We start from the raw sequence: 23,105 nt of genomic DNA, 5'->3' as shown, positions 1-23,105 counted from the left end.
CACCGACATGTATTGTATCACGATTTGGTCAAGTAATAAACAATCGATTCGTACGGGCGTAGCGATATTGTCCGAAAATCGCTCGGTGAATCATCATAGTTAGAAAGCAATATTTCGCTCGAATAGCCGCTTACATCGACGTCATCCGGCAATACGAACGTCGTTTCTCTTCCGTAAAAATTATTCACAACAAGCAGTTTTTCATTTTCTCCATTTCGCAAATAAGCGAAAATATCTGGATGATCTTCAAGCAACAGCTGATAATCTCCAGTTGTAATAATGTCATATTGCTTGCGAAGTTGAATAAGCCGTTGATAATGATAGAAAACTGATGTCGGATCTTCCAGCGCTTTTTTCACGTTAATTTGTTTATAGTTCGGGGCAACGCGAATCCAAGGCGTGCCTGTCGTAAATCCGGCATGTTCGCTGTCGTCCCATTGCATCGGCGTCCGCGAATTGTCGCGCGATTTCCGTTTTAAAATTTCAAGCACTTCTTGTTCACTTTTTCCTTGTTCTTGCAAAATGCGGTACATATTGAGCGACTCAACATCGCGGTAATCATCAATCCGCTCGAATTTCGGGTCGGTCATGCCAATTTCTTCTCCTTGGTAAATATATGGCGTCCCTTGCATCATATGAATGACCGTTGCCAGCATTTTCGCTGATTCTTTATGATATTTTCCATCATCGCCGTACCGCGATACAATCCGCGGCTGGTCATGGTTGCACCAAAAGAGCGCATTCCAGCCGCCGCCTTTATGCATCTTGACTTGCCATTCCGATAAAATTCGCTTTAGTGCAAGAAAATCAAAATCGGCGACCGCCCATTTTTCCCCGTTCGGATAGTCGACCTTTAAATGATGGAAATTAAACGTCATATTTAACTCACGGCGATTAGGATTTGTATATTTGATGCAATGGTCAATCGTTGTGGATGACATTTCCCCGACCGTCATAATATCGTATTTCGAAAATACTTCCCGGTTCATCTCTTGCAAAAATTCATGAATGCGCGGTCCGTCGGTGTAAAACTTGCGGTCGTCGCCCGGCGGCACCGAACCGTCATCGTCAAAAAATCGTTGATCTTTCGATAGCAAGTTAATGACATCTAAACGGAACCCGTCCACTCCTTTTTGGAACCAAAAATGCATCATGTCATAAATACGGCGGCGCATCTCTTCGTTTTCCCAGTTTAAATCCGCTTGTGTCACGTCAAATAAATGCAAATAATATTGCCCTGTTTTCTCATCGTACTCCCATGCCGAACCGCCAAACTTCGACTGCCAGTTCGTTGGAGCACTTCCGTCTGGTTTTGGATCCCGCCAAATGTAAAAATCACGATACGGATTATCTTTCGATGTACGTGCCTGCTTAAACCATTCATGCTCCGTAGACGTATGATTGACAACCATATCCATGATCAACTTCATGCCGCGCCGATGTACTTCTTCTAACAATCGATCAAAATCTTCCATCGTGCCATATTCATCATGAATTTGAAAATAGTCACTAATATCATAGCCATTGTCACGCTGCGGTGACTTGTAAATCGGCGTCAGCCAAATCACATCCACACCAAGCAGTTTCAAATAATCGAGCTTTTCGATAATTCCTTGCAAATCACCGATTCCATCACCGTTTGTATCCTTAAAGCTTTTTGGATAAATTTGATATACGACTGCTTTTTTCCACCATGGCTGTTTTGTCATTGTTGTCATCACCTCATTCTATTATGGATAAAAACGATACCATTGGTGAGTGTTCACCAATGGTACGTTGAATTGATTATTTAGAACATAGTTTTATAAGTTAAATTCACATTTTCGTTAGCGATTCTCTTTGCGGAACTTGCTGAATACAAACGTTAAGGCAAACGGTACGATAATGGCGATTGCCATTCCGATAAAGAATGGTGCCCACTTTTGCGGTACGATCGATAAAAACCCTGGCAAACCGCCAACGCCAATCGATGGAGCGATGACTTTATTTAGTGTAATAAACATTCCGGCAATCGCCGCACCCGTCATCGCCGAAATGAACGGATAACGGAAACGCAAGTTTACCCCAAACATCGCCGGTTCGGTAATGCCAAGATAAGCAGATACTGCGGAAGTGAAAGAAAGACCTTTTAACTTTTCATCCTTTGCAGCAAACATCATTGCTAATGCCGCAGAACCTTGGGCAACGTTTGACATGACAAGGATCGGCCATAAGAACGTACCACCTGTGCTTGCAATCAACTGCAAATCGACCGGTAAAAACGTATGATGCATTCCCGTAACAACGAGCGGTGCGTATAATGCCCCATACAAAAAGCCGCCAATCGCTGGAACGTTATCAAAAATGCTGACAAATACATTTGTAATCGCATTTCCGATCGCAAACGTAATCGGTCCAATTGCAATAAATGCTAAAAAGCCCGTAATTAATAACGCAAGCGGTGCAACAAGCAACAATTGAAATGCATCCGGTATACGTTTACGTAAAAATTGCTCGATTTTCGCAAGTACATAAGACGCTACAAGCACCGGCAGCACTTGGCCTTGATATCCGACTTTTTGCACTTCAAATCCGAATAAATTCCAAATAGGAATTTCCCCTTTTTCTTTCGCTGCTCCCCATCCCCATGCATTTAACAAATCAGGATGGACAAGCATCAAACCGAGGACAATTCCCAAAAGCGGGCTTCCGCCAAACTTTGTCACTGCCGACCATCCGATTAAGCCAGGCAAGAAGACGAACGCCGTATTTGCAATAAGGTTAATCATGCTAGCAAGATCTGCCCATTCTTTGTGCACTTCGACAAACGATTTGCCTTCATAAAAAATACCCGGACCTGTTAAGATGTTGTTAATCCCCATCAACAAACCAGCTGTCACAATCGCCGGCAAAATCGGGATAAAAATATCTGCTAATGTTTTAATGGCGCGTTGCAGCGGATTTAACTTCGCTTCTGCCGCATCTTTAATCTCTTGTTTTGTCGCTCTTCCAATGCCGGTCATTTCCACCATTTCGTTATATACTTTATCGACAAGCCCTTGTCCGATAACTACTTGAAATTGACCGTTCGCAGAAAATGAACCTTTTACAATATCAATGCTTTCTAATGCCTCTTTATCGACTTTCCCCTCATCTTTCAACGCAAAACGCAAACGCGTGACACAATGGGTGGCGGCAACAATATTTTCTTTTCCACCAATTGCTTCGACAATTTTAGCAACCGATTGTTCATATCCCCCCATAAGGAAACCTCCCCGATCTTTTTTCTAAAAAACGAAATTCATTTAACCGTTTTCAGGAATCGCTTTCAAAAAACTTGTATATACAAGTCGATTTTATTCTAACCTGTATATACAAGTTCGTCAACATTTATTTTCGACATTTTTTGTTACTTTTTCTCTAACTATCACTTCTTTTGTAATATTTTGTAAATTAGCAGGAAAATAAATGATTGATTTGGAAATAAATATATAGCGATTTTGATAGAGAAAGGATGAACAAAACAAGATGAAATCATACACACTAAAGGAAGCGGCAAAAAAAGTGAAAGTCGCTCCGCGAATCTTAAAAGAATGGGAAAAAGAGTTTGCACAATACATTACAATTCCGCGGACAAAACAGGGGGCACGCATTTATAATGATGCATTACTGGAGCAATTTGCAAAAATTAAACAATGGTTTGCTGAGGAAAAAACGAAACAAGAGATCATTCAATATTTACAGGCAGAACAACAGAAACAAAACGTTGGATTGGAAACAACGGTAATGGAAGGAGAGGTGATTGATATTCCGCGCCCTTTACGCCATGATACTTATTACATAGCCGAACAAGTGGCGAGGACAATGAAAGAGGAAATCGTTGGCGAGCTCAAAAAAGAAACGACGGAAGTGTTAGAGCAAGCAATGAAAGAAATGAAGTTATACGTGGACGAAATTCGTGAAAACTCCGTATCTACCAAACAAGAAATCCATGACTCACTAACGCAATATACAAAAACATTGCAGCAAGAAACGGAAGAAATTCATGAGCATCTTGAAAATGTCGTTACATTTTTACAGGAAGAAAAAGCGAAGCGGGAACAAGAACGAAAGCTCTATGAAGAACAAATCATAGAGCGCGAAAAAGCGTTTCGCGAGCTCGTTGTTTCCTTCCGCCAAGCAGCGGCTAACACTGACACGAAGCGTTCGAATAAGTGGTGGAAATTTTGGTAAAACAAAACTCGGCATATTTGCCGAGTTGTTTTTTGACTTATTCCATCTCCTCTTTTCCTAACATGTTAGATGGTTGTTTCCATATATCCATGATGGCCCCCGCTTCATCACTATCGATGATAAAGGAACCATTGCTGTAACGATCTGCAGTGCGCAGCGAAGCGGTGGAAACCGTCTCGGTTACGCCCGTCTCGGTGCGAATAAACAATACATCATCATCCCCTTCCGTTAAAATAGAAGCGACGATGCGGTGCGGATTTGTTTTTAACTCACGAAGCATGACAACTCCACGTTTAGCGCGCGATGTTTTTTCAAATTCACTTAACGGCATTTTTTTCACGGCTCCCCGTTGTGTCGCGATCACTAAATACATGTGTTCTTCTTTCCCGATTGGATGAGCGGAAACAACATAATCTCCTTCTTTTAAATTAATTCCTTTCACACCAGCAGCGCGCACGCCAACCGTGCTTATTTCCGCTTCATCAAACCATAATCCGTATCCTTGATTCGTTACAAGCAATAGGCTTTGTTGTCCATCCGTCACATAGACGTGTATGACTTCATCATCTTCTTTTACATTCATCGCGACAAGCGGGCGCGTATACCGCTGGACTTTATATTGCGCCAGCTCCGTTCGTTTCACCATGCCTCGTTTGGTGACAAAAATAAGGCTTAATGAGTCATCAAACTGTTTGACAGGAACAGCGGCAATAATTTCATCATTCCGATCGAGCGGGATCAAATTGGAAATATGCTGACCGACATCTTTCCAACGAATATCTGGCAGTTCATAAACAGGACAGTACAAGTAATTTCCTTGGCGAGTAAACAACAACAACACATCGGTCGTGTTCATTTCCATTTGCGAAAGCAGCCGGTCAGATTCTTTCATGCCGAAGTCCTGACCGTTCGAAGCACTGTATGAACGGTAGCTCGTTCGTTTCACATATCCTTCTTTCGTCACCGTGACAATCACGTCTTCTGCTGGAATCATCACTTCCAAATTAATTTTAATTTCTTCAATTTCATCTTCAATTACCGTTCTTCGTTCATCGGCATATTGCTTCTTCATCGCTTTTAATTCTTTTTTAATCACCGCAAGCAATTTCTTTTCATCATTTAAAATAGCGGTCAGTTCTTGAATCGTTTTTTCCAACTGTTCCGCTTCTTGTTTTAATGCGGTAATATCTGTGTTCGTTAATCGATATAGTTGCAGCGATACAATCGCTTCCGCTTGTGCTTCGGTGAACTCATATTTCGCCATTAAGTTGTCTTTGGCGTCGCGCTTATCACGGGAAGCACGAATGGTCGCGATCACTTCATCTAAAATCGATAAAGCTTTCATTAAGCCTTCGACAATATGCTGGCGCTCATGCGCTTTTTTCAACTCATATTGCGAGCGGTTCGTCACGACCTCTTTTCGATGCTCAATGTATGCGTCCAACAGTTCTGGAAGGCTTAGCAGTTTCGGATGACGTTTATGAATGGCGACCATATTAAAATTGTACGGTACTTGCAAATCGGTATTTTTATATAAATAATTTAAAATTCCCTCCGCATCGGCATCTTTTTTTAGTTCAATCACAATGCGTAGTCCGGTGCGGTCCGTTTCATCGCGAACATCGGAAATGCCGTCTAGCTTTTTATCGAAACGAAGCTCATCTATTTTTTTAACAAGATTCGCTTTATTTACTTCATACGGAAGCTCCGTGATGATAATTTGCTTTTTCCCGCCTTTTGCTTGTTCAATCACCGCTTTTCCGCGAATAATAATTTTTCCTTTTCCCGTTTCATACGCTTTTTTAATGCCGTCTTTCCCTTGAATAATGCCGCCGGTTGGGAAATCAGGGCCATGCAGCACCGTCATCAGCTCATCAACGGTGCAGTTCGGCTTGTCGATGCGCATAATCACCGCATCAATCACTTCACCTAAATGGTGCGGTGGAATTTCGGTTGCATATCCCGCCGAAATGCCGGTAGAGCCGTTGACTAATAAATTCGGAAACATCGCCGGCAGCACGACCGGTTCTTTCGTCGTATCATCAAAGTTCGGGACAAAATCGACGGTCTGTTTTTCAATATCACGTAGCAATTCCGAGGCAATCGCCGACAAGCGCGCTTCGGTATACCGCATCGCTGCCGGCGGATCGCCGTCAATGCTTCCGTTATTTCCATGCATTTCAATTAATACATTGCGCAGCTTCCAATCTTGGCTCATCCGCACCATCGCATCATAGACGGACGAATCTCCGTGCGGATGAAAATTTCCGATGACGTTCCCGACCGTTTTTGCCGCTTTGCGAAACGGTTTGTCCGCCGTATTTCCATCGATGTACATCGCATATAAAATGCGGCGCTGCACCGGCTTTAACCCATCCCGAACATCGGGAAGCGCGCGCTCTTGAATAATATATTTACTATAGCGGCCAAAGCGGTCGCCAAGCACATCCTCAAGCGCCAAATCTAGCAACCTTTCTGCCATCAATAATCCCCTCCTGCAACAAATACATGCTCATTGTCTAAAATATTTGGGTCGTCTTCTAATCCGAATGCGACGTTTGCTTCAATCCATTTTCTGCGCGGTTCGACTTTATCGCCCATCAATGTTGTTACGCGGCGCTCCGCCCGGGCCGCATCTTCAATCCGCACGCGAATAAGCGTGCGTGTTTCTGGATTCATGGTCGTTTCCCATAATTGATCGGCGTTCATTTCGCCAAGCCCTTTATAGCGCTGTATGGTATAACCTTTGCCGAACTTTTTCACGATTTCTTTTAATTGTTCATCCGTCCACGCGTATTCGATGATTTCTTTTTTTCCTGTACCTTTGCTAATTTTATATAGCGGCGGCAGGGCAATATATACTTTTCCCGCTTCGATGAGCGGCCGCATGTACCGATAAAAAAACGTTAAAAGCAACACTTGAATGTGCGCGCCGTCCGTGTCCGCGTCCGTCATAATAATCACTTTGTCATAGTTAATGTCATCAAGCGAAAAATCCGGTCCGACTCCCCCGCCGATCGCGTGGATAATCGTATTGATTTCTTCGTTTTTCAAAATGTCGGCAAGCTTCGCTTTTTCTGTGTTAATCACTTTTCCGCGCAGCGGCAATACCGCCTGAAAACGGCGGTCGCGCCCTTGTTTCGCCGAACCGCCTGCCGAATCCCCTTCGACTAAATATAATTCGTTTTTCTTCGGATTGCGCGATTGCGCCGGCGTCAATTTTCCGCTTAATACCGTTTCCTTTCCTTTTCGCTTCTTCCCGCTTCTCGCTTCCTCGCGCGCTTTTCGAGCCGCTTCCCGCGCTTGATATGCCCGAATGGCTTTTTTGATCAGCATCGTGCTAATATCAGGGTTTTCTTGCAAAAAGTATGTTAAATGTTCCGATACGACCGCATCAACGGCTGAACGGGCTTCGCTTGTTCCTAGTTTTCCTTTCGTCTGCCCTTCAAACTGCAACAGGTGTTCCGGAATTCTTACCGATATGATGGCGGACAACCCTTCGCGAATATCCGATCCTTCCAAGTTTTTATCTTTTTCTTTTAACAGCCCCATCTTACGCGCATATTCATTAAACACGCGCGTCATCGCCGTTTTTGCGCCCGCTTCATGCGTACCGCCGTCTTTGGTGCGCACGTTGTTCACGAACGAAAGCACGTTTTCCGAATAGCCGTCGTTAAATTGGAAAGCAAATTCGACTTCAATGCCGTTTTGCTCCCCTTCAAAATAAACGACAGGATGGAGAACATCTTTGTCTTCATTTAAATATTCAACAAACGCCTCAATCCCGTTTTCATAATAAAACACATCGCGCATGCCGGTCCGCTCATCAATGAGCTCGATCTTTAGCCCTTTTAACAAAAACGCAGATTCGCGCAAACGTTCGCTTAACGTTTCGTAGTTAAACGTTGTCGTGCTGAAAATGGTCGGATCTGGCTTAAATTGAATGATTGTACCTGTTTTGTTGGTTGTCCCGATTTTTTCTAGTGTTGTAACCGGTTTTCCTCCGTGTTCGAAACGTTGTTGATAGATAAAACCGTCACGATGGATCGTCACCACAAGCCATTCCGACAAAGCGTTGACGACCGATGCACCGACTCCGTGCAAGCCGCCGCTCGTCTTATACCCGCCTTGCCCGAATTTGCCGCCAGCATGTAAAACCGTTAAAATCACTTCCGGCGTCGGCTTGCCAAGCTTATGCATTCCCGTCGGCATGCCTCGCCCTTCGTCAAGTACGGTAATGCTGTTATCTTTATGTATTTTTACGAGAATATAATTTCCGTACCCCGCTAACGCTTCATCAACGGAATTGTCGACAATTTCATAGACAAGATGATGCAGACCGCGGCTGTCGGTGCTGCCAATATACATTCCCGGCCGCCTCCGCACCGCTTCGAGTCCTTCTAATACTTGAATCGCATCATCGTTATATTCATATACGGATTGTTTTGTCACATGCATTCCCCTTTCAACAAAAACAAGAACATTTGTTTCTGTTTTATTGTAACATAAAATTCGTCAGCGTCTACGCTTATTTTACCGTTTCCGACAAAATTCCCTCTAAAAATGGAAATGACCATCTAAAAAGATGGTCGATTCCGTTTAATGTTGTTTCGTTAGCGCGTGTTCTACTTTAATGCAGCGATCCATCACGACCGTATATCCTTTTTCTTTTAAAAATTCATAAGCTTCTTCATTGACGACGCCAAGCTGCGCCCAAAATACATCGGCATCAATTTGCACAAATTCGCGGGCGATTTCCGGTAAATGCTCGGAACGGCGAAATACATTGACAATATCGACATGCCCGTCAATATCGGTTAATTTCTTTACTGCTTTAATGCCTTCCCATTCCTCGATCATCGGGTTGACGGGAATAATTTCATAGCCGGCATCTTTCATCGCTTTCGCCACCATGTATGACTCCCGTTCCGGATTGTTTGATAATCCAACAACGGCGATGCGTTTTGCTTTTTGCAAAATTTCTCGGATTTCTTCTCGACTTGGATTTGTAATTGGCATAAGCACTCTCCTTTGTTTAATCTTTGTCGTACTATTTCTTCATGAATAAACAGAATCCTGCTAGCGGTTACAAAAAGATCATTCAAACAACTGCTCGGCAACGGATTCCACATCCGTCGTCGGTTGTTGGCAGGCAAAATTTTCGCACACGTACACGGTCGTTTCCTCCCCAAGCGGTTCATACTCTGCCGCAAACGGAGCGATGTCTGCCACATCGGCCGGGTGTTCCGCCGCCAACAGAAAAACGTCCGGCGCAAATGTGTGCTGCCATTGCTGAATCAAATACTCTCGTTTTTCGTCACCTTGTTTTCCAAACAAAACAACTTCGACGGTTTGAGCCTCAAGAAGCGACAATCCTTGCAAGAAAAACGTATGACCGCTTTCGTACGTTTCGACTTGACGCTGGAAGACTTTATACATCGTTTCTGCTTTTTCCAATAGCGCAAAATCACCTGTCAGCTTTGCTAGACGAATCAGTTGCACCGCGGCAACACTATTTCCCGATGGCAACGCACCATCGTAAATTTCTTTTTCCCGAACGATAAGCGCCTCCGCGTCGCTTCCGGTCATAAAAAACGCGCCGTACTCTTTATCCCAAAACAAGTCGATCATTTGCTCCGTACATGTTTTCGCTTTTTGTAAATATGACAACTCCAGCGTCGCCTCATACATTTCGATATACGCCCAAATAAGATAAGCATAGTCGTCGATAATGCCAAGATGCTTCGCTTCCCCATCGCGATAGCGCACCATCAGCCGACCGTCTTGAAAAAGATTGGTTTGGATAAATGAAAGCGCCTGCTTTGCCATCTGTAAATAGTCGCGGCGTTCATATACTTTTGCCGCTTTCGCCAGCGCGGCAATCATTAACGCATTCCAAGCTGTTAATATTTTATCATCCACATGCGGATAAACACGCAGCGAACGCTCGGCAAACAGCTTCTGTCTCGCTTCTTTGAGTTTTTCGCAGAGCTCTTCTTCCGTCAGACGATATCGTCTTGCGATGCGGTCCATTCTCGTATGAATGAGATTTGGCACGTTTTTTCCTTCAAAATTTCCTTCTTCAGTAATATCATACACATCACAATACAATTCGCCAAGTTCAGTGCCGAGCACGTTCATCACTTCATCGGGTGTCCATACGTAATATTTTCCTTCCACCCCTTCCGAATCGGCGTCAATTGCTGAATAGAAAGCACCGTCATCAGAAGTCATTTCCCGCTTGACAAATTCAATGATTTGTTCCGCAATTTCCTTATATCGTTCATTTTTCGTTAATTGATACGCTTCCGTATATGCGATGACTAAAAGCGCGTTATCATACAACATTTTCTCAAAGTGCGGCACAAGCCACATCGCATCGGTCGAATAGCGGACAAACCCGTAGCCGATATGGTCATAAATGCCGCCGTTGGCCATGCCGTTTAACGTTTTTTCCACCATCATCAGCGCGCGCTCATCCCGCTTCCATTGATAATAACGCATTAAAAACATGAGCATGTGCGGAATTGGAAATTTTGGCGCACCGCCAAAACCTCCATATACTGCATCAAAACTATTCGAAAGCTGCCGATATGCCTTTTCGATCGACTCGAGAGACAGCCGCTCCGTTCCCGAAGCGTGCGCGGACTGTTCGAGCTCTTTTGTTATTTGTTCGGCAACCCTCGTAATTTCACTTGGATTTTCCTTATATTTGTCATATAGCTGTGTCAATACGTCAATAAAACCAGGACGGCCGTACCGGCTGTGTTTTGGAAAATACGTTCCCGCGTAAAACGGCTTCCCCTCCGGCGTCAAAAACACGCTAAGCGGCCAGCCGCCATGCCCCGTTAGCATTTGGCAGACGCGCATATAAATGGAATCAATATCCGGACGTTCCTCGCGATCCACTTTAATGGATATGTATTTTTCGTTTAAGATCGCGGCAACTTCTTCATCTTCAAAGCTCTCATGCGCCATTACATGGCACCAGTGGCAAGTTGAATAGCCAATCGATAAAAAGATCGGCTTGTTTTCTTTTTTTGCTTTCGCAAACGCCTCCTCCCCCCACGGATACCAATTGACGGGATTATAAGCGTGTTGGAGTAAATATGGAGACTTTTCAGCGATTAATCTATTGGGTTTCTGATTTGTTTTCATGAGACCACCACTTTTCTTTGGAAAAAAATATTTATCATTATAACTAATATACCCTAAAAAGAAGAAAGACACCAACTTCCTTCGTCAGTGTCTTCTAACGATATTCAATTCAAAAAAGTTATACGCTCCGAATTTGGGCTACTCCATCACGCGGAGTATGAGAAAATGTAAGTGTCATTGGGACGGGGCGGTATAGCGGCTTCGATTACGACAGCCGCGTCTAGTATAATATTTCACAATCCTTAACCTTATATCATCGGAAAGTTCATTCCGGCACATTTAATCGTAACACCTTTACCATCTCGCCCGCATTCATCACGTTCCGGTCTCGGGGAATGACAATCAGGCAATCCGTATCCCGAATAGACGACAAGACGTTCGACTGGTCGATTCCAGCCGATCGGACGTAAATCTTCCCATCTTTTACTTCGCTTTTTCCGCGTACGATGCGATAAAATGAATCCTTTTTTTTGTAGTCCTCGGCGAGAAACGCTGAAAACGAAGGGAGATAAATATCAGGTTTTCCTTGCATCCCCCAAATAACTGGACGAACGAACAGCTCAAACCCGACGAAACACGCTCCAGGGTTTCCGGAAAGTGCGAACAAAAATTTATCCCGCCAAACTCCGACAGTCGTTGGGCTGCCAGGACGCATGGCCACTTTGTTAAACAACATTTTACCGTCCCACTGTTCAAAAATGTCGACCAAAATGTCGTAATCCCCAACGGAAGCCCCACCGGTTGTAATGACGAGATCGACTTTTTCCATTGCATCGAGAATCATTGATTTAGCCAATCCAACATCATCTGGCACCTTCTCGAGGAGAACAGGAATTCCACCGGCATTTAACACCTGGGCGGCGACCATGTAGCTGTTGCTGTTGCGAATTTTACCAGGCTCGAGCGGCTCGCTGACGTCAAGCAGTTCCGAACCTGTGGCAAAAATAGCAACTGTCGGCCGTCGTGAAACAGTGACTGTATCATAACCGAAAGCAGCAAGGAGGGCGGCTTCCCCTGGATTGATCTTGCGTCCTTTTTCGAGGATCAACGTACCTTTTGCCATTTCTAGCCCAATGGGAATGACGTTTTCATCCGGTTTCGTCTCCCTTAAGAATTTATTAGAGCATGATCTGAGGTGATATCATGTTCATGAATTCACAAAATTAAACATTATTAACATGAGTAACATAAAAACTGTACAAAAAACTAGCTACTTTCCGAAGTGACAAAAACAAATCTATTGAACGAGAAACTTACCAATACTATAACAAAAAAACGATCATAAATTCTTTGACAGTTTGACAAATGTGTTACAAAATTACAACGAAATTCGTAAAAGATCTTATACATATATTAAAAATCGCTATAAAAAGCAGAAGTTGGCATCATTGATGGAACAGTCATCCATAAATAGATGATTGACAGGGGGGAAGTACATAATCACATTTGAAAGCGAAACATATAGTACTGGTACCAAAAAAAAAGAAGGAAATATCCTTTTAAAATCTTCCCGATCTAAAAATCGAATATAAAAGCCAGCAAAACATTAAGGTAGCGACGCAAAAGCCAATCTCGATCGCCGGAATTTTCCACAATAATGTCGATTGTCTTCCCATCGACGAGCCGATAATAATGCCAACCATAATGATGCTGAAGGAAAGCAAAACAATGCTAAACGATAAACGATTACTGATTTGGTCTAATTTTCTCAATAGAAAATCCAGGTCAGGGATGCCGATCTCCAGGCGTACTTTCCCTTGATTCATCAGTCTCGTTAATTCTTTTATATTTTTCGGCAAATCCACAAGCAGTTCCCCATAATCGGAAAAGCGTTTCCATGCCATTTCCGCCACATTTTTCGGCCGCATCCGCTCCTTTAGCAGCTGGCGGCCAAACGGTTCGGCAAAGTCGATAATACTAAAGTCGGGATCCAATTTTTCCACGATCCCTTCCACCGTCAATAGCGCCTTCCCTAACAACGTTAAATCGCTTGGGATGCGGATCGAGTGGCGAAATGCAACATGAAGCAAATCCTGAACCGCCTCGCCGAGACTGACTTTGCTCAACGGAATATGATAATATTTTTCTCTCAATTGCTCGATATCTTCACGCAGCTGGCTTACATTTACCTCATCCGGCACCAAGCCCATATCTCCGATCGTTTTCATGACTCCATCGGTGCTTTGGCGCATCAAAGCGATAATTAAGGAAGATAAATGATATTTCATTTCTGGAGTGATTCTCCCTACCATGCCGAAATCAATGAACGCAATCACGTCTCCCGACAAAGCTAACACATTTCCCGGATGGGGATCTCCATGAAAAAAGCCTTCCATAAAAATTTGCTGGAACATTCCCTTCGCCAGCCGCTCCGCTAGAATTTTTAAGTTATAGCCGTGTTGTTTCAGCCGCTCAAGTTCCCCGAGTTTGATACCTTCTACATATTCCATCGTCAGTACTTTTTTTGTTGAATAGTCCCAAAACACTTTTGGCACATAAATAGTTGGATCGCTTTGAAACTGTTTGGAAAATTTCTCGGCATTGCGCGCCTCTACGGTGTAATCGAGCTCTAGACGAAGCGATTTCGATAGCTCGTCCAATATATCACGTATCTGATATTGCTCCGCCCACTCCAAGCGGCGTTCCGCAAGAGCGGTCAAATCTTGAAGAATTTCCAAATCTGTTTCTATGACCGATGCGATATGCGGCCGCTGAATTTTCACCGCTACCCTTTCACCGGAATGAAGGACCGCTCGATGAACTTGCCCGATCGAGGCAGCGGCAAGCGGAACTTCCTCAAAAGAACGAAAAATATGGTCCAGCTCTTCCCCCAACTCCTCCTCGATAATGCGGCGAACATCGGCAAACGAAAAAGGCGGGACTTGATCTTGCAATTTTTCCAGTTCACGAATAATGTGTTCTGGAATTAAATCGGGGCGCGTGCTAGCCAGCTGACCTAATTTCACGAAGGTCGGGCCTAGTTCCTCGAGCACAAGGCGGATGCGCTCGCCAATCGTTTTTTCATCCTTCTTTTTGCCTACACGCAGCCGTTGCGGAAGGGAAAGAAACTGGGAAAAGCCGATTTCCTCAACCACCATTTCAAAGCCATGGCGGAGCAATGCAACAGCGATATCGCGATAACGGCTTATATGGCGCATTCTTTTTCCAATCAATCCGTCCAGCCCCCTTAATGGACATGGGCCCCCGTGGGACCCCTGTTCGATTACTAATCTTCTTTTTCTTCTAATTTTTCTTCTAAGCGGCGGATTCGTTGTTCTAATTGTTGCAGTTCGTCTTTCGTCACCAAATCGAATTTATCGATCACTTGTTTGATCTGTTCGCGCACGATGCGCTGCAATTCTGCTTTTCTTTCGTCTGTTTGCTGCTTCCACTGTTCAATAATATCCTTCGATTCTTCAAGCGACAATTCTCCTTTTTTCACCAACTCATCAATTAATTTTTCCACTTGCTCCTTGCTCGCTAACGCCAATCCGAGTCCAAACGCCAGTCCTTTTTTAAGAATGCTCATATGCTTGCAGCCTCCTTTAAGTTTTTACATCATGATATCACTTTCACAACGTTGTGTCGAGCGCTCCTATTCTCCGTGAAAGCGCCCCTCCCATTGACCAATAAAACATTTCCCCTCTTTTTATAGATTTCCTCCCAAGATGTCTTTTTTGTTAATTTTCCTTTTAGACTGTCTTTTTATGAATCAATATTTGTCTTCTGTTTCAATAAGAAAAACGCACCTATTTATATAAAAAAGCACCGACTTTTTTGCAAAGTCAGTGCCTTCATCAACAAATCCATCATCTCCAAGCTTTCCACTCACCACTGTCCGGGTCGATAGAAACAAGGCGAAGCCAGCCGTTTTTCACTTTTCTGCGGAAATGAGGATCGTCTTCGAACAAACGCTCGATATTTTGCTGTGGTGCTTCGATAATGACGAGCAACCGAAGCGGAGAATGGAATATTTCTTCGTCAGACGCCATGACCGACTGCCACGGAAGCCCGGCGAGCAAATCGCTTGCGTTTCCTTGCATGACGCCGATCCCAGCCGTGACCGTTTGCGTCGTTTTGTTTCCGCTTCCGTAATAATGCGGGGCGACAGTCGATGCGTAATATTGCAAATTAATCCATTGCGCCACTGTCACCGGCCCGGTGATGATGTTGGCGAGCGCCTCGCCGGATGGATCTTTGCGCCAGTCATAGCTATGAAGAAATACTCTCCCTTCTAAATTACAATGCTTTGTTAACTCGCGGCGGCCAATGATCAACGCCGCGTTGCCGGCAAGCCCCCATTCCGGACGGATTTCGCTCCAGTCTTCCGCACGGCGATGTGCTTCGGCAAGCGGATCTTTCTTCTTGCCCTCTAAGCCCGGCAGCTTCGACAATCGCTCGTTATTCGCATTGCGGCTCACTTCTTCTAGCTTGCCTTGCAGCATATCGAACGCTTTTTGTGCTGCTTCCGAAAGCGGTGGCACATAAAGCCAGCGAAGTTCATCGACCGTTGTCATATGCTCAGCAGCAACAAAAACAGTATCTTTTGGAATAACGATGCCCTGTTTGGCAAGACCTTCCCGCACTTCGTTAAGGTTGCAAAGCGCAGCAAACACACGTGCGTTAAATCCTCCAGCCGCCCCGCCGCATGCCCCGCAATCAAGCGAAGAGGCATAAGGATTGTTCGTTGTTGTGCTTTCATGTCCGCAGACAACAACAAGCGGCGCAAATCGAGACGTCAATCCCATCCCTTTTAGTAGATTACTAACATATCTCACTTTTTCTTCCGCAGAAAACCCTACTGGCAGATCCGTTGTTTTCAAGGAATCATCACGGTGCAATGAAAGTTCCGTCATCGGCTTATGTTCTAATGTTTCTTGAACGTGGCGGAAGAAGCGGCCCGCTCCGCTTGGCGCTATACTTCGGGCGAGTGTATGCAAACCGAGCCACGGTCCGCTCACTTCTGGAAGCAACATGCTTGCAAGCAGATGTTGTTTCATTTTTTTAAACGTATGTCTGACCGAAAGCAGCACGTTTCGCCGTTTGCGGTATTCCTTTACGTTTGCTGCTGATGCATATTCGCGAACTTCATGCTGCGGCTTTACAATCACCGGGCAAGAAGCGTGTGCATGGCTGCTGTCTAGTTCACGCGTTTTGATGGGAAGACCGAAAAACCCAGCGCACCCGTATGTTTCAAATGGTCCTGCCTGCTCTAAATGACGACGGAAAGGCTCAGAACGAACATCCATACAAAAGATAAGCTGCGCGACCGCTTGCTTTGGCTCGTTGTTTTGGGAATGGGATGCAATCCTCTTCTTTAGTTGCGCCTCTTGCGTATCTTCCCATGCTTCCAGCCAAAGTTTGCCGCGAACGATTTTGTCAAAGCGATAAGCAAGCGATAAACGCGCTTGCTGCTCCGCTTGCGGCAATTGCAGCCATTTTTCCGGCGTCCATCCCCCCCAATGCATCCAAGCCGCAAGAAGCGGAAGAAGAAACGCTTCATCGTCATCTTTTTGTTTCGCAAATGGTAAATGCGGCGCGATCAATGCCCATTCAAGCGAAAGGCGGATCGCTAAATAATCAACAAGCAACAAATGCGCTTGGCCCGATTGCTGCGAGCGCCACAACAACATCCCTGCCCAGCCAGGCAAAGAAAGAAGATGCGCTTCCAAGTAGCCTTTCATCTCTCCATGCGGTATTCCGAGCAACATCAACGCTTGTCGCAATGCTTCTTCAGGATCATGCGGCAAATCTTTCAATCGTTCGCGCTGCTGTTTGTTTAATGATGGATCGTTGATCACAAGCTTCCGCCATGCGTAGTAAAATCCTTTTTCTCGATATGGCATTGCCCATAAAGCTTGCGATTCATCTAAAAATAATTTGCACCATTTGATCATTTGATGGTCAAGCATACGCGCCCATTTCTCTTTGCCTTGCTCTTCAAGGAGAAGGCTTAGCGGCCGGGTCAGTAAATGGTTGGAATCGTATCGTAATCGCATGTCTTTCACTTTCGCGGTCAAACTTTTTAATTGCGGTGATGTCAACACCTCGTTAGGGATTTCTTCGCATTGAAGCGCAGCGCGGCAAAAACGTTCCGCTTCCTCACGCGGTATCATTAGTGGCTGCTCATCAAGCCAGCGTTGCAGCCGCATTTCCAAAAACTCCGGATTCAGTTCCCCTTTCCGTTGCGCCGCACGCAGCATGGACATGCTTGGATAAAGGTCAATATTTCGCAATAATTTGAAGCGGTGCGCAACTTGCTCAAACGAAAGATGTTCCAGTCCCATCCACGGATGACGCGCGACAAACGCGGCGATCGGCCAAAGCGGGGCGATTGCCTTGCTGGCGTTTTTGACAAGCGCGTTTACATTTATATCTGTTGCGACATTTTCTCTCCGTCGCTCATGCACATTAGGACGTTCGAGTGATACGGTTGTCGTATTCATCCCCTAAATCCTCTCCTTTTTTAAATAATCTGCAAGATAATGCGGATGGCTTTCCACCGACTCGGAACGCGGTTCGCCAATATGGACGAGCCACATATACAATCGCACAAATGAATCTGATGAACGATGTGTGGAAAACCATATGCCTGCCAATCCGCCAGTGATTAAGATAAAGACAGCTGCCATTTCTGTGATGATAGATGTCCTAAATAACGGCACCGACGTATGCAATAGCTTCATGAAACTAACGTGCACCGCTCCAGATGCTAAGGCTAATCCTGCCAATACGATTAATCCGATCGTTCGTCCATTTTCGAAAACGGCGATCCTCCCCCAGACAAACGCAAGCGACCATCCAAGAATAAGGGCGCTTAACAATTTTGCGTTTTCTTCTGGTGACGTAAGCCAAAACATTACTCCTACGGCAAGACCAGCTGCCGCTCCGGTAAATAGCCATGTTTTGGACAAGTTTCGTGATCGATGGATGGTTTTATTCGGATTCGGCACGACCGAACCAGATTGTAAAAATAATGTCGCTTTAAACAAACCGTGCAACACTAAATGAATGACTGCCGCAACATAAGCGCCTAACGCGCATTGAATGAGCATCAATCCCATTTGCGCCATCGTGGAGGCAACTAATTGCCGTTTATAGTCGACTTGAACAAAACTAATTCCTGTGCCGATGAGCACCGAAATGGAGGCGAGAACCAGCAGCAACATTTGCGATATATCACCGCTAAACAATGGAGAAAATCTTGTCAACAAAAGACCGCCCGCATTGATCAAACCAGCATGCATTACTGCTGAAATCGGGGTTGGTGTAACCGCCGACTCTAACAGCCAGCGCTGAAATGGCCATTGTCCGGCTGGAATAATCGCTGCCAATATAAGTAGCACATTCACCCCTGTTTTTTCCCACCATTCGAGATGGCGGATGCTTTCTGAGGACAAGGCAAGCGACAGCTGCCAATGTCCGGTTGCACTCCATAACCACAAACCAGCAGCAAACAAAGCAAGCCAGCTTAGTGAAAATACCATAGCCATACGCACCGCCGCTGTTCGTGCCGGACGCCATTCCCTTTTTAATCGTGTCAGCTGCACAAGCCCCAATAGCGGCAAGCCCCAAAAGAGAACAAGCAAACGAATATCATTGTTCATCCAGGTCAGCGCCGCGGCACTGACCGTAAAAGTAAGCAGGGAAAAATACTTACGATACGCACGGTCGCCATGCAAATAACGGAGGCAAAAACGCGCTATCATCCAGCCGAGCGTCAAAATAAACAGCGCCATAAACCAGGCGAGAATATCAGAACGCCATAATCCGGCCGCGGCATGATGATCAGCGAAAATCAGCCCCGCTAACGCCGCAGCAATCGGCAACACCATCACTCCCACATGCACCTGCACATAATATAGCGGCATGCGCCGATCTAGAAGCAATAAAGAACTGATGAGAGCCATTCCAACCGTTGCGAATAACAAGATGAACCAAACCAACCGAATCCCCCTCTCTCTTTTCCGCAACAAAAAAACCGGCTATGTCGTCCTCTATCCACCGTGTTTTCCCTTTTCCATCAAAAGGGTACACGAATGGCATCGAGTACACATAGCCGGTTTATCTTCAACGAGCCTATGAAGGCTTTTTGAAGATCTACCAAATGCACGTATTACTGTTCTTCGGTTTACTTTCAACCACTCCGCTCTAAACGGACTGTTTGAAAGTCTACCGAATGCGGAACATTCAGATTTTATTATTATGTTATTTAATCTATACAGAAACGTAAAGTTTGTCAATACCATATTTACTTTATATTACAAGTACAATCGGAGAAAGCCCATGCAGGGTGTAGCCCGTCTTTAGACATGGGATGAACCGATTGCTTTGACGTAGTCAAAGATGGTATACTACTCTTATAGAGAAGAAAAATCCAACGTCTTGAATCGGGCGCACAGGGCGATAAGCACCAGTGAGGTGTTTGCCCATGAAAGTCTTGTGGAATTAGAGTCAGTATCCATGCGAAGGTATGGAAGAAGCTCTATAGTACACAAGAACCCCGTGGCTTTAGCCATCGGGAGGTTCAGTATTGTCCCATGTTCGGTGAATCTTTTTTACATCAAAACAAAAGCGGATGCCATCACCGCTAATTCATCGAAAAAGCTCTTCAGCAGCCGTTCGCTGAGCACACCTGCCGCATAGTCGACGAAAAGAAGTGGAATAGTATCATTGACATTCGATGGAACGCCGCCCGCGAATCGGTAAGAAAACTGGCGGCATTGCAGCCAGAAACGGCTATTACAGGACATGGAGCGCCAGTATCAGGTGAAAAACTGCGGGAAGGATTAGCGAAGTTAGCGCGCGAGTTTGACCAAATCGCCATGCCGGATTATGGAAAATATGTTCAATAACGAATTCGCCTCCTGTAAACAGCGGGAGGCGCCACTTTTACTGGTGATACGCGTAATTGAATAGCACATACGCCGCAACAAGCAATCGTTCCCATTCTTCATAGCCTTCGTTCACCCGAAACGTATAACGCCAGCGCAACAGCCGCGAACGTTTCCCTTCGGCGATCATTTTTCCATCTAACCAGACTTCCGTGCGGGAAACCATTTCCGGCGACTGAAAAAACAGCGTTTTTCCCTGTATCTCTACGATCATGCGCTCGCGCAGCTTCAACTTGTTTTTCCATGAATAATCCGTACGCGCCACTGCGACAACCGCTCCATTTTGCACAATATGCCACGTATCATTCACACGAAACAGTTTTTCCCGCTGCTCTATGATTTGTACCGAAGTTCCGTCCGCAAATGCAAAAGACAAATTTAAATACCACTGATTTTGATCGGACAAAATACTATTGACAATGCGCTGCCATGGAAGCGGAAAGAAGCGCCAAAACTCCCCCATCTTTTTCGTTCCCTTAAACAAGCGCTTTTTTCCAGTCCAAAATCGTTCCGCCATATGCGTATGCCAAACATCTTCGTCTTCCGCCCCTTCATAAGAGGCATCACGCCAAGCCTGCCAGCGTTCGATTCCCCAAATCAATAGCACCCCTGCTAGAAATCCCGAGACAATAAGCAGCTGTCCCCATTCAAATTTTCCTAAAACCAAAAAACGCAATGCCATCCCAATCGATGCAACAACGAAAAATAACCATAATCTCCCCAAAATTTCTCTCTCCTCTCCAAATAGCAGTAGACGAAAGAGGAGTGGAAAAAGTTACAATTGGATTTGCTTCGTTTTATCCTGTTTATGTTTTTGCGATCATAGCGTACCATCGTTGGAATGACATTGTAAAATTCGGACAACTTATCCCCGCTTTTTGCAGCACCGTTTGCACCACGGTTGCGTCATAAACAGCGATGCAACTCAAAAATTAATCAAACGTCTCTTTTTCCGTACCGAGCCGCTTTCTTATCACCAGAAAAAAACAATAATACAAAGATAATTTTCTTGTCATGTCATCCACTGTATGCGTATAATAAAGTTAAACAACATAAGATAAAAACAGGACATTGGCGGCAACCAATGTCCCATCGATACACAGCTTACTGCAAGAAGTGCAGTGGCCCGGAAAGCGGATAGTAACCTACCCTCACTTAGGCCGAGCAGGGTGGGTTACTTTTTGTCTTTGGATACAGCGATGACGGCTACGATCAGCGATGCAAACGTAATCATTAACGTCAGCGCATCGGCAACGGTCATCATCAGCGGCACCTCCCTTCTTTAAGGGAGTAGCCACTGCCCACCCTGCATGTAGCTGTGCATGTTTATTATACCATAAATCCCCAAAAATACGAATATATATTCGTATGTTAAAATAAAAATAGGAATCTTTCACTAAAAGCGAAAAAATGATTAGAACATTAGAATAAAGGAGAGGTAATTTGAAGCTATACGGAGAGTTTACGAAACATGATTGGCTACAAGCCTTTCGCATTGATGAAAAGGACGTGCCGTCTGCCATGATTGTCCATGGAGCTTACCATAACTGTTTAAAAATCATAGGCGGCAAGAAGTTTCTTGCTGCTTATGCACATCTTATAACAAAAAAAAACACTGATCAAAACTTTTCTCTTTCGATAATCAACCGTAGCGTTTTTTCATTTAATCCGTTTTGGCAAAACTGAAATGAAGTTCCCGTCATTCTCTTCGCCCTATCGACAATTTGTCCTAAATGGTAGCTCGTATGTTCGACCAAGTGAAAGAGGCTATGCATATCGATGGCTGTGTAATTGTTCTCGTTGATCATATTTGTAATCTGATGTTTCCATTTATCAAAAGTTTCCTGAACGATGATAGACAGCACATCCGGTGTGAAATCTAACTGAGGAAAATATTCTTCAATTCCTTGATCGAACTTGATGTTACGCTGCAAATAGCTGAGCGTATTCCTTTTCACGTGTTCACAAATATGCAAAACGACACCGCCAACAGAGTTTAAACCTGGCGCATTACATTCCCACAATTGTTCCATATTCAATGTCTGAATCGAATGAAGCAATTTAGGCAGATAATGGTCATACATTCGATGCATAGCGATTTTAACAAATAGCTTCATTTCTTCCATTTCTAATCCTCCAGACGATGCTAAATAAAAAAGCATTTGAAAACGAAGCACCTTGTTCTCGTATTAGACGTTTTTTGTCATCGTGATGAATTCGATCCCCTTATCGTTGTAAAATGAATGTTTTTTTATCGAAACCAAATGGAATGACTCTTTTTGACGCTTCCATCATTAACCCTTTTTCCCCAATAATCCCCCGACAAAATAAAAAACCATTTCCGCTCGGTAATAATCAGGGGGACAAATCAGTTATTGATTATTGAAATGTATATAGTTTTTAAACAAAGTATAGGCGAACACCGTAAACAAGTGGTTGATCTTGTTTTCTTGGATCATCTTTTCGAACTCTGCAATCGGAAGCACGAATAACTCGATATTTTCCGTCAAATCCAGCTTTTGTTCACTGACCTTATAGCACTCCTTAATGAAATATGTTGTAATCGTGTTAGTGGAAATAGCGGGATTGGTGTAAAAGCTTCCTAGTTTCAAAGGAGCAGCATCCGATGTATACCCTGTTTCTTCAAGCAATTCCCACATCACAGCTGATTCCAAATCTTCCTGTTCATCTACTTTCCCTGCAGGAACCTCAATGAAAAAGTCCTTTCCTCCATGTCTATACTGCTTCACCAATATGATTCATTATTTTGGGTCAACTACCCAACGGCTAAAGCCGTGGGCTTGCAGCTAGCCTAATTGGCTGCCGCGTTCGGCTGGTTGA

Annotated in this window: 16 protein-coding genes and 1 pseudogene; 2 read left to right on the top strand and 15 right to left on the bottom strand. The window is 44.5% G+C overall.

From position 1 onward, the window contains the following. Positions 1-17 precede the first annotated feature (17 nt). Entirely contained in the window at positions 18-1,709 is a 1,692-nt protein-coding gene (gene treC, locus DCC82_RS09815) for an alpha,alpha-phosphotrehalase (RefSeq protein ID WP_097354486.1), read from the bottom strand. 117 nt (positions 1,710-1,826) lie between these two features. Beyond that, on the bottom strand, positions 1,827-3,242 hold the full coding sequence (treP, locus tag DCC82_RS09810) for a PTS system trehalose-specific EIIBC component (RefSeq protein ID WP_097354485.1): 1,416 nt from the start codon (positions 3,240-3,242) through the stop codon (positions 1,827-1,829). A gap of 265 nt (positions 3,243-3,507) precedes the next feature. Between treP and DCC82_RS09805 the strand changes: the two genes are divergently transcribed. Further along, complete coding sequence (locus DCC82_RS09805; RefSeq protein WP_062677810.1) at positions 3,508-4,212, top strand: MerR family transcriptional regulator; 705 nt, start codon at positions 3,508-3,510, stop codon at positions 4,210-4,212. Between the two features lie 37 nt (positions 4,213-4,249). Here the strand turns inward: DCC82_RS09805 and parC are convergent, their stop codons facing one another. From parC to DCC82_RS09760, 9 genes are all read right to left on the bottom strand, one after another. Next, positions 4,250-6,694, bottom strand: coding sequence for a DNA topoisomerase IV subunit A (gene parC, locus DCC82_RS09800; RefSeq protein ID WP_108430339.1), 2,445 nt, complete (start codon positions 6,692-6,694; stop codon positions 4,250-4,252). Next, positions 6,694-8,670 (bottom strand): DNA topoisomerase IV subunit B, encoded by a 1,977-nt coding sequence (gene parE, locus DCC82_RS09795; RefSeq protein WP_205423746.1) that lies wholly within the window; start codon positions 8,668-8,670, stop codon positions 6,694-6,696. Before parE ends, parC begins: the two co-directional genes overlap by 1 nt. Positions 8,671-8,811: 141 nt before the next feature. Then, positions 8,812-9,231, bottom strand: coding sequence for a CoA-binding protein (locus DCC82_RS09790; RefSeq protein WP_015863861.1), 420 nt, complete (start codon positions 9,229-9,231; stop codon positions 8,812-8,814). Positions 9,232-9,309: 78 nt separating this feature from the next. Beyond that, on the bottom strand, positions 9,310-11,370 hold the full coding sequence (locus tag DCC82_RS09785; RefSeq protein WP_108430338.1) for a thioredoxin domain-containing protein: 2,061 nt from the start codon (positions 11,368-11,370) through the stop codon (positions 9,310-9,312). Positions 11,371-11,635: 265 nt separating this feature from the next. Then, positions 11,636-12,433, bottom strand: coding sequence for a molybdopterin molybdotransferase MoeA (locus DCC82_RS09780; protein WP_233252962.1), 798 nt, complete (start codon positions 12,431-12,433; stop codon positions 11,636-11,638). Positions 12,434-12,869: 436 nt separating this feature from the next. Further along, on the bottom strand, positions 12,870-14,543 hold the full coding sequence (locus DCC82_RS09775; RefSeq protein ID WP_062677806.1) for an ABC1 kinase family protein: 1,674 nt from the start codon (positions 14,541-14,543) through the stop codon (positions 12,870-12,872). A 53-nt stretch (positions 14,544-14,596) separates the two neighbouring features. Then, on the bottom strand, positions 14,597-14,899 hold the full coding sequence (locus DCC82_RS09770; protein WP_015863859.1) for a phasin family protein: 303 nt from the start codon (positions 14,897-14,899) through the stop codon (positions 14,597-14,599). 280 nt (positions 14,900-15,179) lie between these two features. Then, on the bottom strand, positions 15,180-17,816 hold the full coding sequence (locus tag DCC82_RS09765) for a DUF2309 domain-containing protein (protein ID WP_108430337.1): 2,637 nt from the start codon (positions 17,814-17,816) through the stop codon (positions 15,180-15,182). Positions 17,817-17,819: 3 nt separating this feature from the next. Next, positions 17,820-19,280 carry an NADH dehydrogenase subunit 5 gene (locus DCC82_RS09760; RefSeq protein WP_049757037.1) on the bottom strand — a complete coding sequence of 487 codons (1,461 nt, stop codon included), beginning with the start codon at positions 19,278-19,280 and terminating at the stop codon, positions 17,820-17,822. Positions 19,281-20,048: 768 nt separating this feature from the next. Here DCC82_RS09760 and DCC82_RS09755 point away from each other — a divergent pair. Then, positions 20,049-20,225, top strand: a pseudogene (locus DCC82_RS09755) (MBL fold metallo-hydrolase); the annotation flags it as partial. A 37-nt stretch (positions 20,226-20,262) separates the two neighbouring features. On the opposite strand, the gene DCC82_RS09750 reads toward DCC82_RS09755, so the two are convergent. The 4 genes from DCC82_RS09750 to DCC82_RS09735 form a co-directional block, all read right to left on the bottom strand. After that, the gene (locus tag DCC82_RS09750) at positions 20,263-20,988 is read right to left on the bottom strand and encodes a tubby C-terminal domain-like protein (RefSeq protein ID WP_015863856.1); all 726 of its coding nucleotides are present in this window, start codon (positions 20,986-20,988) and stop codon (positions 20,263-20,265) included. 450 nt (positions 20,989-21,438) lie between these two features. Further along, the gene (locus DCC82_RS18110; protein WP_233252961.1) at positions 21,439-21,528 is read right to left on the bottom strand and encodes a putative holin-like toxin; all 90 of its coding nucleotides are present in this window, start codon (positions 21,526-21,528) and stop codon (positions 21,439-21,441) included. Between the two features lie 355 nt (positions 21,529-21,883). Beyond that, positions 21,884-22,381 carry a hypothetical protein gene (locus DCC82_RS09740; RefSeq protein WP_187252183.1) on the bottom strand — a complete coding sequence of 166 codons (498 nt, stop codon included), beginning with the start codon at positions 22,379-22,381 and terminating at the stop codon, positions 21,884-21,886. Positions 22,382-22,636: 255 nt separating this feature from the next. Then, a complete protein-coding gene (locus tag DCC82_RS09735; protein ID WP_158268582.1) occupies positions 22,637-23,014 on the bottom strand; it encodes an NUDIX hydrolase in 378 nt (125 codons plus the stop codon). Positions 23,015-23,105 lie beyond the last annotated feature (91 nt).

The organism is Geobacillus sp. LYN3, from assembly GCF_003064505.1.
Classification (GTDB): Bacteria; Bacillota; Bacilli; order Bacillales; family Anoxybacillaceae; genus Parageobacillus_B; species Parageobacillus_B toebii.
Note: the sequence above shows the minus strand (reverse complement) of the source record. Positions and strands in the feature narration are given on the sequence as shown.

What these genes read in the sequence shown, in the direction of transcription:
- treC (WP_097354486.1), bottom strand. Translation starts at nt 1,709, where the DNA reads ATGACAAAACAGCCATGGTGGAAAAAAGCAGTCGTATATCAAATTTAT.
- treP (WP_097354485.1), bottom strand. Translation starts at nt 3,242, where the DNA reads ATGGGGGGATATGAACAATCGGTTGCTAAAATTGTCGAAGCAATTGGT.
- DCC82_RS09805 (WP_062677810.1), top strand. Translation starts at nt 3,508, where the DNA reads ATGAAATCATACACACTAAAGGAAGCGGCAAAAAAAGTGAAAGTCGCT.
- parC (WP_108430339.1), bottom strand. Translation starts at nt 6,694, where the DNA reads ATGGCAGAAAGGTTGCTAGATTTGGCGCTTGAGGATGTGCTTGGCGAC.
- parE (WP_205423746.1), bottom strand. Translation starts at nt 8,670, where the DNA reads ATGCATGTGACAAAACAATCCGTATATGAATATAACGATGATGCGATT.
- DCC82_RS09790 (WP_015863861.1), bottom strand. Translation starts at nt 9,231, where the DNA reads ATGCCAATTACAAATCCAAGTCGAGAAGAAATCCGAGAAATTTTGCAA.
- DCC82_RS09785 (WP_108430338.1), bottom strand. Translation starts at nt 11,370, where the DNA reads ATGAAAACAAATCAGAAACCCAATAGATTAATCGCTGAAAAGTCTCCA.
- DCC82_RS09780 (WP_233252962.1), bottom strand. Translation starts at nt 12,433, where the DNA reads ATGGCAAAAGGTACGTTGATCCTCGAAAAAGGACGCAAGATCAATCCA.
- DCC82_RS09770 (WP_015863859.1), bottom strand. Translation starts at nt 14,899, where the DNA reads ATGAGCATTCTTAAAAAAGGACTGGCGTTTGGACTCGGATTGGCGTTA.
- DCC82_RS09765 (WP_108430337.1), bottom strand. Translation starts at nt 17,816, where the DNA reads ATGAATACGACAACCGTATCACTCGAACGTCCTAATGTGCATGAGCGA.
- DCC82_RS09760 (WP_049757037.1), bottom strand. Translation starts at nt 19,280, where the DNA reads ATGGCTCTCATCAGTTCTTTATTGCTTCTAGATCGGCGCATGCCGCTA.
- DCC82_RS18110 (WP_233252961.1), bottom strand. Translation starts at nt 21,528, where the DNA reads ATGATGACCGTTGCCGATGCGCTGACGTTAATGATTACGTTTGCATCG.
- DCC82_RS09740 (WP_187252183.1), bottom strand. Translation starts at nt 22,381, where the DNA reads ATGAAGCTATTTGTTAAAATCGCTATGCATCGAATGTATGACCATTAT.